At 48.6% G+C, this 12,175-nt stretch carries 11 protein-coding genes; 10 read left to right on the top strand and 1 reads right to left on the bottom strand.

Annotation, left to right across the window (positions count from 1 at the left end):
- The first annotated feature begins 18 nt into the window (after positions 1–18).
- The 3 genes from PTQ21_RS29890 to mgrA all read left to right on the top strand — a co-directional run bounded on the left by PTQ21_RS29890 (position 19) and on the right by mgrA (position 2,662).
- Positions 19–804 carry an HAD family hydrolase gene (locus PTQ21_RS29890; RefSeq protein ID WP_072734750.1) on the top strand — a complete coding sequence of 262 codons (786 nt, stop codon included), beginning with the start codon at positions 19–21 and terminating at the stop codon, positions 802–804.
- A 21-nt stretch (positions 805–825) separates the two neighbouring features.
- Positions 826–1,566, top strand: a complete 741-nt coding sequence (locus PTQ21_RS29885) for an NAD-dependent protein deacylase (RefSeq protein WP_063566863.1) — start codon at positions 826–828, stop codon at positions 1,564–1,566.
- An 88-nt stretch (positions 1,567–1,654) separates the two neighbouring features.
- Positions 1,655–2,662 carry an L-glyceraldehyde 3-phosphate reductase gene (mgrA, locus tag PTQ21_RS29880; protein WP_063566864.1) on the top strand — a complete coding sequence of 336 codons (1,008 nt, stop codon included), beginning with the start codon at positions 1,655–1,657 and terminating at the stop codon, positions 2,660–2,662.
- 104 nt (positions 2,663–2,766) lie between these two features.
- On the opposite strand, the gene PTQ21_RS29875 is transcribed toward mgrA, so the two are convergent.
- A complete protein-coding gene (locus PTQ21_RS29875) occupies positions 2,767–3,729 on the bottom strand; it encodes an AraC family transcriptional regulator (protein WP_274568249.1) in 963 nt (320 codons plus the stop codon).
- A gap of 156 nt (positions 3,730–3,885) precedes the next feature.
- Between PTQ21_RS29875 and PTQ21_RS29870 the strand changes: the two genes are divergently transcribed.
- From PTQ21_RS29870 to PTQ21_RS29840, 7 genes are all read left to right on the top strand, one after another.
- Positions 3,886–5,067 carry a galactokinase gene (locus tag PTQ21_RS29870; RefSeq protein ID WP_274568247.1) on the top strand — a complete coding sequence of 394 codons (1,182 nt, stop codon included), beginning with the start codon at positions 3,886–3,888 and terminating at the stop codon, positions 5,065–5,067.
- Between the two features lies 1 nt (position 5,068).
- A complete protein-coding gene (galE, locus tag PTQ21_RS29865) occupies positions 5,069–6,058 on the top strand; it encodes a UDP-glucose 4-epimerase GalE (RefSeq protein WP_064635876.1) in 990 nt (329 codons plus the stop codon).
- Positions 6,059–6,073: 15 nt separating this feature from the next.
- The gene (locus PTQ21_RS29860) at positions 6,074–7,672 is read left to right on the top strand and encodes a UDP-glucose--hexose-1-phosphate uridylyltransferase (RefSeq protein ID WP_274568245.1); all 1,599 of its coding nucleotides are present in this window, start codon (positions 6,074–6,076) and stop codon (positions 7,670–7,672) included.
- Positions 7,673–7,821: 149 nt separating this feature from the next.
- A complete protein-coding gene (locus PTQ21_RS29855) occupies positions 7,822–8,409 on the top strand; it encodes an MSMEG_1061 family FMN-dependent PPOX-type flavoprotein (protein WP_090809510.1) in 588 nt (195 codons plus the stop codon).
- Between the two features lie 92 nt (positions 8,410–8,501).
- The gene (locus PTQ21_RS29850; protein ID WP_063566869.1) at positions 8,502–9,665 is read left to right on the top strand and encodes an iron-containing alcohol dehydrogenase; all 1,164 of its coding nucleotides are present in this window, start codon (positions 8,502–8,504) and stop codon (positions 9,663–9,665) included.
- A gap of 261 nt (positions 9,666–9,926) precedes the next feature.
- Entirely contained in the window at positions 9,927–10,463 is a 537-nt protein-coding gene (locus tag PTQ21_RS29845) for an NfeD family membrane protein (RefSeq protein WP_274568242.1), read from the top strand.
- Positions 10,464–10,524: 61 nt separating this feature from the next.
- Positions 10,525–12,075: a flotillin lipid rafts scaffold protein FloT gene (locus PTQ21_RS29840; RefSeq protein WP_274568241.1), complete on the top strand. Its 1,551-nt coding sequence runs from the start codon at positions 10,525–10,527 to the stop codon at positions 12,073–12,075.
- Positions 12,076–12,175: the final 100 nt, after the last annotated feature.

Raw genomic sequence — 12,175 nt, 5'->3', positions numbered from 1 at the left:
GAACTGGGGGTGATACGTATGTCTATGCTTCAAATCCGTGGTAAGCAAGTTACCTGCCGAGGTATTCTTTTTGATAAGGATGGAACGCTGCTGGATTTCTTACAGCTATGGGGGCCGTGGGCGGAGTCTTTGCTGAATCAGTTGGAATCACAGCTGTCAGAGCTTGGTGCCTCGTTCACGGTGGAGCGTGAGCAAGTTCTCGGTACGGTCCGCAATCGCGAAGGTCAGCTGATCGGATATGATCTTCAAGGGCCATTAGCTATTGCCACGGTGGACGAGAGCAACGGTTTGCTTGCTGGGCAGTTGTATGCCGCAGGCATGCCGTGGAACGAAGCAATCACTACGATCCGCCATTTTTCCAGTGTCGCCATGGATGAGGTACGGCAGAGAAAAATGGCCGAACCACTGCCTGGATTAAATGCATTTTTGCAGAGCTGCCAGAAAGCATCGATTCCGATGGCAGTGGTCACTTCGGACAGCACAGCTGCTGCCGAGGAACATCTGGAGTGGATGGGAATCCGGTCATATTTTACATCGATTGTTGGCAGTGACCGGGTGACTCTGGGCAAACCGGATGGAGAGGCTGCGGTTCTGGCTTGCCGGGAATTACATATTCTTCCTGAGGAGGGTGTGGTGATCGGTGACAGCAATGGGGATATGCAGATGGGACGTAACGCAGGGGTGTCCTATAGAATTGGTTTCTGTCCAGAAATCCAGAGAAGCCACTATTTACATGACGCCAATGCAATTATCCAAAATTATGATGAGTTAAAAATCATCTCTGAATATTCTTCACAGGGGTGATCTCATAAAGGAGGAGAGAGGATGAACGCAACAGAACAACTGGCTGCCTGGATTAAGGAAAGTTCAAATATTGTTTTTTTCGGAGGGGCCGGAACTTCAACGGAAAGCGGGATTCCCGACTTCCGCTCTGCCGCTGGCTTATACCAGACAGAGCAGCATTCACCCTACCCACCGGAAGAGCTGCTGAGCCGACATTTTTTTGATCAGCATGCTGATATTTTTTATGATTTTTATCGAGGCAAAATGCTTCATCCCAATGCGATGCCCAACGGCTGCCATCGACTGCTCGCCAGATTGGAGCAGGAAGGAAAACTTCAGGCGGTTATCACGCAAAATATCGACGGGTTGCACCAGAAGGCTGGCAGCAGCAATGTCCTGGAGCTTCATGGTTCGATCCATCGAAACGCTTGTATGGATTGCAAGAGATTTTACGGGTTGGATGACATTATTACGGCAAAAGATACGGTTCCTCGTTGCACTGAATGTGGTGGCGTGATCAAGCCGGACGTCGTGCTGTATGAAGAAGAACTGGACCAGACGATATTATATCGTTCGGTTGACGCACTGTCCTCGGCAGATTTGCTGCTGGTTGGTGGAACTTCACTAACGGTGTATCCTGCCGCACAATTGATTACGTACTTTCAAGGGAAACACACGGTCTTGCTGAACGCTACACCTACGGCTTACGACAGGCGAGCTGATTTGCTGATTACAGACCCTATTGGTGAGGTAATGAATAAGGTGGACCAGCTTTTTGGTTAAACGTAAGTCGACATTGTCCGAATAACCGCATTCTCCGGCATACGGACCGGGAACTAGAGGCGGAACCTGGGGAAAGAAGGGATTCATGATGGTCTACGTAGCCAGCGATGCACGCTACGAAACAATGAAATACAACCGCGTTGGACGTTCAGGTTTGAAACTGCCAGCGATTTCACTTGGGTTATGGCATAATTTTGGTGGCATTAATAATGCGGAGAACGGCCGAAATATGATTACCCGTTCGTTTGATCTGGGCATTACGCATTTTGACCTTGCCAACAATTATGGTCCGCCGGCAGGTTCGGCAGAGCAGTTATTCGGTCAGGTATTGGCACAGGATCTGAAGCCATATCGAGATGAACTCGTCATCTCCACCAAAGCCGGGTACTATATGTGGCCTGGACCTTACGGTGAGTGGGGTTCTCGTAAAAACCTGGTTTCCAGTCTCAATCAGAGCTTGAAGCGCATGGGTCTCGATTACGTAGACATCTTTTATTCTCATCGTTATGATCCCGAAACACCTCTGGAAGAAACCATGATGGCGCTGGACCATATTGTTCGTTCCGGCAAAGCATTGTATGTCGGCATCTCCAACTATCCTGCAGAACAGACGAAGCAGGCGGCCGAGATTCTCAAAGGTCTGGGTACACCTCTGTTGATTCATCAACCCAAATATTCAATGCTGGATCGCTGGATTGAGGATGGGCTGCAGGATGTACTTGATGAGTATGGAACAGGCAGCATCGCTTTTTGTCCATTGGCACAAGGCGTGCTCACCAACAAATATCTGAACGGTATTCCAGAAGATTCACGTGCCAAGGGCCCGTCTGTGTTTCTGAATGAGAACAACATCTCGCCAGAGACATTGCGCAAAGTGCGTGCTCTGAACCAGATTGCAGCATCACGTGGTCAGAGTCTGGCCCAATTTGCTCTGGCCTGGGTATTGCGTGATGGCAAAGTAACCTCTGCGCTGATTGGTGCAAGTCGTCCTTCGCAGATTGAAGAGAATGTGGCTGCTCTCAGCCAGTTGGAATTCTCCTCAGAGGAATTGGAGCGCATTGAATCGATTCTTCGTCCGGAACCGGATCATAAATAAAGTTCAAAAGGTGCATCTTAGCCATAATGGCGGGATGCACCTTTTTTGTCTTTTATTATTTATGCTGACCTAGGCGATAGGAGATCCTACTTTTGATTACAGGATTATCGCTGGTTCGGTGGTACTTGGCGTGTCGCTTGATGCAAGGGCCTGTTAAGAATGTTCTCCCGGTACAGACTAGGGGCTTCCCCATGGAATCGCTTGAACTGTTTGGAGAAATACAGCGCATCTGGCAACCCCACGGAGGCCGATACCTGTTCAATGGACAGATCCGGACGTTCCCGCAGCAGTTGGCGCGATTTATCGATCCTCAGTTTAAGCAGGTAGGTAACTGGTGATAGTCCGGTTTCCTGTTTGAAAATGCGGGACAGGTAAGCACGGTTATAGCCAAGACTGGCCGACATTTGCTCAATCGAGACAGGGTAGGCATATTGAGTAGACATGTATTGAATCATCTGTTTTACAGTTCGTCGTATGGAAGATTCACCTGGTACTAAGGTTTGCCCCTGAGAAAGGTGATTTTGTGCCTCGGCTAGAATCATATATAACGTACCCAATGATGTAAAATGAGAGCTTTCTTTTCGCTTGGCAAAAGCCGTCTGCATCACGGATAACCAATCGGAAATACCGCAGGAAGGACCGGCATGAAAGACGGATTTTTCCGGACGGAAACCTGCTTCCTCTATATGCTTGGCAGTCTGGCTGCCGGTAAAGGCCATCCAGCGGTATTGCCAGGGATTCCGGGCATGAGATTGGTAGCTTACAAGCTGCCCTGGTTGAATAAGGAAACAATCTCCTGCGGATAGTTCGTAGGTATGTAGTTCAGTACGGAACGTACCGGCTCCTTTTTCTACATAATGCAATAGATAATAATCGTATAGCTTCGGGCCAAGGGCGTGACCGGGAAGGGTCTGGCTTGCCCCTGCAAAGAGGACATGCAATGCCCCTTTTTCATAATAAACAGGATTGGAGGCAACCGAGTAGCTGAGTGCTCCACTTTTGCCAGAGGTTTCCGGAATTTGTTTTATCGGATCCCCCGTTAGACCTTCCTTACGTTGTTCAGTCATGATGACATTCCTTTCCTTCCTGGATGTTCCATTCATTATACGTCGAAAGGTCACATTTATCCATATGGAACACACATGGTTGCATTTCAAGAGGAACCGCCTTCTTGTATAATAACATTAAGAAAACCAACAACATTGAGATGGGGTGCAGCAGCAATGAACATAAATGAATTGAAACAAAAGTTTATTGACAAGTACGGAGAGAGTGGAGCGGACATCCGTGTGTTCCATGCCCCTGGGCGGGTGAATCTGATCGGTGAGCACATTGACTATAACGGGGGGTACGTGCTTCCGGCTGCGCTTGAATTCGGTACCACTTTGATTATCCGTGAGCGTGAGGACAACAAGTTGCAGTTGGCTTCCACGAATATGCCCTATGAAGGAACGCTGGATACGTCCTCCATTGGCAAAGAGAAAACAGGGGAATGGACGGATTACCCGGTAGGCGTCATGGTTGAACTGCAAGGCAAAGGCGTAAAAGTAACCAAAGGTTATGACTTCCTCTATCATGGAGAAATTCCGAACGGCGCAGGACTTTCCTCTTCCGCATCGCTGGAGGTTCTTACCGGGTTTGCTATCCAGTCGCTTGAAGGTGTGAATGATATTGATACGGTTCAACTTGCGCTGCTGTCCCAAAAGGCAGAGAACGAATTCGTTGGCGTCAACTGTGGCATCATGGACCAGTTCGCTGTAGCTAATGGAGCAGAGGATCATGCGATCCTGCTGATGTGTGACACCCTTGAATATGAAAAAGTGCCATTCCGTACCGGCGCCTACAAGCTGGTCATTGGTAACACGAACAAACGTCGGGGGTTGGTGGACTCGGCTTATAACGAACGTCGCTCCCAATGTGAGCAAGCACTTGCCATTTTGAAAGAACAACTGCCTGCACTGAACTATCTGGCGCAACTTACACCTGAACAATTCGTTACACTGCAGGATCACATCAAAGATGAGAAGGTAAGACAGCGTGCCCAGCACGTCGTGGAAGAGAATGCACGTGTACTTGCATCGGTGGATGCACTGCGTGATAACGATCTGGAAACCTTCGGCAAGCTGATGAATGCTTCTCATGAATCCCTTCGTTATCTATATGAAGTGAGCTGCGAAGAACTGGACGTGATGGTTGAAGAGGCTCAACGTATTCCAGGCACTCTGGGTGCTCGGATGACTGGTGCAGGATTCGGTGGATGTACGGTATCTCTTGTGCATGAAGACGATGTAGAGCGTTTTGTAAGCGAAGTTGGAGCGGCATATGAAGCACGTACCAGTCTCAAAGGCGAGTTCTATGTATGCGGAGTAGGCGATGGCGTTAAAGAATTGAAGGAGGCGAAGTAAGATGGCGATTTTGGTGACAGGTGGAGCAGGATATATTGGTTCTCATACGGTAGCGGCTTTGTTGGAGCGTGGCGAAGAGGTAGTTGTACTGGATAACTTGCAGACAGGGCATCGTGAAGCTCTGCTGGGCGGAAAATTGTATGAAGGTGATCTGCGTGACAAGGAACTTCTGGCGAAGCTGTTCGCTGAGAACTCCATTGATGCAGTCATCCACTTTGCGGCTAACTCACTGGTTGGCGAGAGTATGAAAGATCCCGTGAAATACTATGACAACAACGTGTTTGGCACATTGTGCCTGCTAGAAGCGATGAATGCAGCGAATGTACGTCGCATCGTCTTCTCCTCCACGGCTGCTACTTACGGCGAGCCGGAGAAAGTGCCGATTGAAGAGAGCGATCGCACAGAGCCTACGAACGTATATGGTGAAACCAAGCTGATGATGGAGCGCATGATGTCCTGGTTCGATAAAGTACAGGAAATCAAATACGTCTCCCTTCGTTACTTCAATGCTGCCGGAGCCCATGATAGCGGCAAAATCGGTGAAGATCACCAGCCGGAGAGTCATCTTATCCCACTCGTACTGCAAACGGCATTGAAACAACGTCCACACATCGCCGTGTTCGGTGACGACTACGCGACAGAAGACGGAACCTGTGTACGTGATTACATCCACGTAAGTGATCTGGCGGATGCGCATCTGCGGGCCGTAGATTATCTCCGTAAAGGGGAGAACAGCAACGTGTTCAACCTGGGCAACGGTCAAGGCTTCTCTGTTAAACAGGTTATTGAGACGGCTAAGAAAGTAACCGGACTGGATATTCCGGTTGTACAGGAACCACGTCGTGCGGGTGATCCAGCTGTACTGGTGGCTTCGTCTGCCAAAGCAAGATCCGTACTGGGTTGGAATCCAAAATGGACCAATCTGGAAGATGTCATTCAAAGCGCATGGAGCTGGCATCAGTCCCACCCTGACGGCTACGGAAAAAACTAGGAGGCGAACATCGATATGTCACAGACTCAACTTGCAGCAGGTGCCACAGAGCGGACACCGGAGCAGCAGGAAGCACTGCATGCCATTGAACGTCTGGTAGCATTTTCCTTGCAGAACAAATTGATTGAAGAAGCGGATCGGGATTACAGCCGTAATCTACTGCTAGAACAGTTTGGGTTCTCCGAGCCGTATGCTGGAGTATTGAACGAGACGGTGTTGGATGGACCCCAACCATTGCTGGATACGTTAATTGATTATGGGTTCACCATTGGACTTATTCCTGAAAATAGCGATACGTTCCGTGATTTGCTCGATGCAAAAATTATGGGTCAATTGATGGCACGTCCATCTGAGGTGGTGCGCGCATTCCGTCATACGGAGCAGACTGAAGGCATTGAGGCGGCTACCTCGCAATTTTATGAGCTTTCAATTCATTCCAACTACATTCGGATGGACCGTATCTCCAAGAATGTGTATTGGACACAGGATACAGCTTATGGAGATATGGAGATTACAATCAACCTGTCCAAGCCGGAGAAAAGTCCAAAGGAAATCGCGATGGCAAAGCTGCTTCCGCCTCCGGTATATCCGAAATGCCAACTTTGTCGTGAAAATGTGGGCTATGCGGGACGGGTCAACCACCCGGCCCGTCAAAACCTACGTGTCATTCCTTTGGAATTGAACGGCGAACCTTGGTTCTTCCAATACTCGCCATACGTGTACTACAACGAGCACTGCATTATTTTCCATCACGATCATGTGCCGATGAAATTAACCAAGGATACGCTGCGTAGGCTGCTGGCTTTCGTGGGGGAGTATCCGCATTACTTTATCGGTTCCAATGCCGATCTGCCCATCGTTGGCGGCTCCATCCTGACTCATGACCATTTCCAGGGTGGACGCCATACCTTTGCCATTCAAAATGCGAAGCCAGAGGCGGTATTCCGCCACGCTGGTTCGCCGGGGCTTACGCTCAGTCTTGTGAAATGGCCAATGTCCGTTCTGCGGCTGGCTTCACACGATCCTGCAGAGCTGCTTGAAGCGGGTAACGCAGTATATGAAGCGTGGAAGGTATACAGTGATTCTACGGTGGAGATCGAGGCATTCAGTGAGGTTGATGGAGAACAGATTCCACACAATACAGTGACTCCAATCGTTCGTCGCAGTGCGGACGGAGGATATGAGATGGACCTCGTTCTGCGGAACAATCGCACGAATGATGAACATCCCGAAGGGATTTTCCATCCGCATCGTGAAATGCATCATTTGAAAAAAGAGAACATTGGACTCATCGAAGTGATGGGGCTTGCAATCCTGCCAGGTCGTTTGAAAGAAGAGCTGGACAGCATCGCGGATATTCTCGCTGGGGATACCAAACTTGCTGAGGCGGCCAAAGCTTCCGAACATGTGTTGAATAAACATCTGGGCTGGGCAGAAGAACTGATCGAACGTTTCGGTCCCAACCTGAACAAGGAGCAAGCTGTTGCGCTTGTGCAACAGGAAGTCGGCTTGAAATTCGCCGAGATTCTGGAGCATGCAGGTGTGTACAAATATGATGAGGCGGGACGTCAAGCCTTCCGTCGTTTTGTAAGCAGCATGGGATACACCGAATAGTAGTCAACTAACCAAAACACCCGCCCAATCATGAGCGGGTGTTCTTGTCGTTCTTGACATTTGTGTGCATTGGAATGAACTACCGAGCCAGTTATAATAGAGGGAAGTCTTAGAGTACCACAATGAATTGAGGAAATGGGGTTAATAATATGGAAAAGAAGGCATTGGATATTCCGTTGATCACAGATGCTGAGGAACTGCAAGGCATGGTGGGTGAACCGCATGAACATGTGCGTAACAAGGCAATCTCATTTGTGGATTCACATGTTCAGAACTTTCTATCCATATCACCATTATTTTTCCTCTCCACGTCCGATCGTGATGGGAAAAGTGATGTGTCACCCCGGGGCGATGGAGCGGGATTCGTAAAAGTTTATGATACATATCGGCTCATCTATCCCGAACGCCCGGGCAATCGGCGGATAGACTCCTTGTTGAACATTTTGTCTAACCCTGGTATTGGCATGCTCTTTTTGATTCCGGGTCTGAATGAAGTGCTGCGCATTAATGGTACAGCGTCCATTACCAAGGATGAAGAATTTATCGCGAGTATGGGCTGGACCGGTAAAACGATTGGTGCGGCTGTCATTGTGGATGTGGAAGAGTGCTTTATCCATTGTCCGCGGGCATTCAAACAGGCTGGATTATGGGCCTCAGAAACCTGGGTGGATGCTGAAGATTTGCCTTCAACGAGCGAGATGTTTCGAGCCCACTTGCAGATTAACGGGTTGTTATAAAGTGAGTGACTATGGATTTGTTTTTCTATAAACGGGGTACTATAATTGGAGTTGCACTAAAAATTCTAAACTCCATTGGAGGCGACATAGATATGAGATCATTTCAATTTTATAATCCAACCCGATTGATTTTCGGTAAAGGTCAGCTGGAAGCACTGAAAACCGAAGTACCGAAATACGGCAAACGGGTTCTGCTTGTATATGGTGGCGGCAGTATCAAACGCAGCGGATTGTACGATCAGGTGATCGGTTTGCTGAAGGAAGTTGGAGCTGAGGTTACGGAGTTGGCTGGTGTAGAACCGAACCCACGTCTTTCGACGGTTCACAAAGGCGTAGACCTTTGCAAAACGAATAACATTGACCTGATCCTCGCTGTAGGCGGCGGCAGTGTACTGGACTGTGCCAAAGCGATTGCCGTAGGTGCTAAATATGACGGCGACATGTGGGACTTTGCTCAGCGCAAAGCCGTAGCACAGGATGCTCTTCCACTCGGAACCGTGCTGACAATGGCTGCAACTGGCTCGGAAATGAATGCCGGTTCGGTTATCACGAATCAGGATACACAGGAGAAGTTGGGCTGGGGCAGCGCGTATTCGTTCCCTGCGTTCTCAATTCTTGATCCGGTAAATACATATACCGTTCCTCTGGACCAAACGGTTTATGGCATGGTTGATATGATGTCCCACGTACTGGAGCATTACTTCCATCTGGATGCCAACACACCGGTTCAACTCGGATTCTGTGAGACGATTCTGCGCACAGTTATGGATGCAGCCCCTCGTTTGGTTGAAGACCTGGAGAACTATGAACTGCGTGAAACGATTCTGTACTGCGGAACGATGGCATTGAATGGTGTACTGAACATGGGTCTCGCTGGTGACTGGGCTACTCACAATATCGAACACGCGGTATCCGCAGTGTATGACATTCCGCATGGCGGAGGGCTCGCGATTCTGTTCCCGCATTGGATGAAGCATAATGTGGACGTCAATGTGGATCGTTTCAAACGTCTCGCGATCAATGTGTTCGAAGTTAATCCTGAAGGTAAATCGGACAAACAGATTGCTGAAGAAGGCATCGAAGCGTTGAGCAAATTCTGGACATCCATTGGTGCGCCTAACCGTCTGGCTGATTATGATATCGATGACAGCCAAATCGAAGTGATGGCTGACAAAGCCATGCTCTTCGGCCCATTTGGTAACTTCAAAAAATTGCAACGTGAAGACGTTGTATCTATCTACAAGGCTTCTCTATAAGAATAAAACATAAAAACACAGCGATGTGTTCTTGAACCGCACGTCTCCTTTAACGGAGATTTGCGGTTTTTTTGTTGTGAATAAGAGCGAATTGGAGAATGTTCTAGGAACTGGACCATTTTTCAACCAGAATAACCATTATCGGGTCTAGGAACCAAATGAGGAAAGATTTTGAAACATAACAGTGGGTTGCTACGTATTTATTTACATGAGGAATGCCCAGTTGGATGGAATTGCGGCAGAAGAGAGGAGGAACGGGGAATGGAGTCAATCTATTGGGGGTGTCTAATCGGAGGAGCCATATTTGCAGTCGTCAGCCTTGTGCTAGGTGACTTGATTGATGGCTTGCTGGACGGGGCCTTTGAATTGCCAGGCCTTGATTTTTTCAAACCTGTTGTGCTGGCTGGTTCTATAACAACCTTTGGCGGAGCCGGTATTATGCTGACACGTTATAGCTCGATAAGTGCGATTTTGGCACTGATACTATCCCTGCTTATAGGTATTGCTGCAGCCATGCTGGTATTCTTTGCATATATCAAGCCGATGCGTAACAGTGACGTTTCCATTGCGTTTTCCATGAAAGAGCTATCCGGGAAAATTGGAGAAATCACCATTCCGGTACCAGAAAAAGGTTTTGGTGAAGTCATGATCAAGATTGCTCCCGGTAATACGGTGCACACGGCATCCAGCTTTGAACATCGTCCCATTGCGGCGGGAGCGCGTGTTGTAGTTGTGGATGTAACCGAAGGTGTGCTGCGTGTATCGGAATGGGATGAAGATGTACTTAAAGATGTTTAAGGTAGTTTAACCGCCGTTAGCAGTGTAAGCAGTCATGTATAAATAAGGGGAGAGATGTGGAATGAATAATCTGGATATGGATGTGTTGTTGGTTCCTGCAATTGTTGTCGGTGTAGTTCTGATTCTTGGTTTGGCGTTCTGGGCGAGGTACAAGACGGTTGGGCCGGATGAAGCCATGATCGTTACGGGTTCATTCCTTGGAAGTAAAAATATTTCCGACGATGACTCCGGACGCAAAATTAAAATTGTTCGTGGAGGCGGCGCATTTATCTTGCCAGTATTCCAGCAGTCAGAGTTTATCTCACTGTTGTCCCATAAGCTGGACGTTTCCACACCGGAAGTATACACGGAACAAGGCGTACCGGTCATTGCCGATGGTGTCGCCATTATCAAGGTCGGAAGCTCAATAGAAGACGTGGCTACTGCAGCCGAGCAATTCATCGGTAAGCCGGTAGAATCGTTAAGAGGCGAAGCACAGGAAGTTCTGGAAGGGCATTTGCGGGCCATCCTCGGAACGATGACGGTGGAAGAAGTATACCGTAACCGCGATCGCTTCGCGCAAGAGGTTCAAGGTGTAGCTGCCAGGGATCTGAAAAAAATGGGACTGCAAATTGTCTCTTTTACCATCAAAGATGTTCGTGACAAACAAGGTTATCTGGATGCCCTCGGTAAACCGAGGATAGCAGCCGTCAAGCGTGATGCTGAAATTGCGGAAGCGGAAGCGATGCGGGATGCACGTATTCAGAAGGCCAATGCAGAAGAGCAAGGGCAAAAAGCCGAGTTGCTGCGTGATACGAATATCGCTGAAGCTGCAAAAGAGAAGGAACTGAAAGTAGCGACGTTTAAGCGGGATCAGGATACTGCTAAAGCAGAAGCGGATCAGGCTTACCATATCCACGAAGCGCGTGCGAGACAAACCGTGGTGGAGGAAGAAATGAAAGTTGAACTCGTTCGTAAAGAACGTGAGATCGATCTGCAAGAGAAAGAAATTATCGTACGTGAGAAGCAGTATGATGCTGAAGTGAAGAAAAAGGCAGAAGCGGATCGTTATGCGGTGGAGCAGGCTGCCGAAGCGGATAAAGCCAAAAGAATGCGTGAAGCCGATGCAGTACAGTACTCCATTGAAACGCATGCGAAAGCTACTGCGGAGCAGAAGCGTCTTGAAGGGCAGGCTATGGCGGATGCAGAACTCGCTAAAGGTACAGCGGATTCAGAAGTTATTCGTCTGAGAGGACTTGCAGAAGCGGAAGCGAAGGAAAAACTGGCCGAGGCGTTCCAAAAGTTCGGCGAAGCTGCCGTGCTCGATATCATCGTCAAAATGCTGCCTGAACTTGCTGGTAAAATTGCGGAGCCGATCTCTGCGATTGATAAACTGACTGTTGTGGACACAGGTAAAGGTGAAGGCGCCACTCGTGTAAGCAATTATGTAACTGAGCTCATGGCGACGGCCCCTGAGATGCTCAAAAGCGTTTCCGGCATTGATGTGGAGCAGTTAATTAAAGGCCTCACCAAACCTAAAACAACAGCACCGGTTGCTATCCAACAGAGTGAACCTGTAACGACTCCCTCTATAATCGATAAGATTGTGGAAAAAGCTGGAGTTGACGAGTAAGACAACGAATTATAAAGCAGTCATGCTCTATTGACCTTAAGGCGAATTTTTGTTACTTTTTAAGCGAGACGTCCGGCGCGGTTTGCCCGCTTCCGGATGT

The sequence above is a fragment of the Paenibacillus marchantiae genome (genome assembly GCF_028771845.1).
Taxonomy (GTDB): Bacteria; Bacillota; Bacilli; order Paenibacillales; family Paenibacillaceae; genus Paenibacillus; species Paenibacillus marchantiae.
Note: the sequence above shows the minus strand (reverse complement) of the source record. Positions and strands in the feature narration are given on the sequence as shown.

Excerpts from the sequence above, each read along its gene's own strand:
- PTQ21_RS29890 (WP_072734750.1), top strand. The coding sequence starts at position 19 with ATGTCTATGCTTCAAATCCGTGGTAAGCAAGTTACCTGCCGAGGTATT.
- PTQ21_RS29885 (WP_063566863.1), top strand. The coding sequence starts at position 826 with ATGAACGCAACAGAACAACTGGCTGCCTGGATTAAGGAAAGTTCAAAT.
- mgrA (WP_063566864.1), top strand. The coding sequence starts at position 1,655 with ATGGTCTACGTAGCCAGCGATGCACGCTACGAAACAATGAAATACAAC.
- PTQ21_RS29875 (WP_274568249.1), bottom strand. The coding sequence starts at position 3,729 with ATGACTGAACAACGTAAGGAAGGTCTAACGGGGGATCCGATAAAACAA.
- PTQ21_RS29870 (WP_274568247.1), top strand. The coding sequence starts at position 3,886 with ATGAACATAAATGAATTGAAACAAAAGTTTATTGACAAGTACGGAGAG.
- galE (WP_064635876.1), top strand. The coding sequence starts at position 5,069 with ATGGCGATTTTGGTGACAGGTGGAGCAGGATATATTGGTTCTCATACG.
- PTQ21_RS29860 (WP_274568245.1), top strand. The coding sequence starts at position 6,074 with ATGTCACAGACTCAACTTGCAGCAGGTGCCACAGAGCGGACACCGGAG.
- PTQ21_RS29855 (WP_090809510.1), top strand. The coding sequence starts at position 7,822 with ATGGAAAAGAAGGCATTGGATATTCCGTTGATCACAGATGCTGAGGAA.
- PTQ21_RS29850 (WP_063566869.1), top strand. The coding sequence starts at position 8,502 with ATGAGATCATTTCAATTTTATAATCCAACCCGATTGATTTTCGGTAAA.
- PTQ21_RS29845 (WP_274568242.1), top strand. The coding sequence starts at position 9,927 with ATGGAGTCAATCTATTGGGGGTGTCTAATCGGAGGAGCCATATTTGCA.
- PTQ21_RS29840 (WP_274568241.1), top strand. The coding sequence starts at position 10,525 with ATGAATAATCTGGATATGGATGTGTTGTTGGTTCCTGCAATTGTTGTC.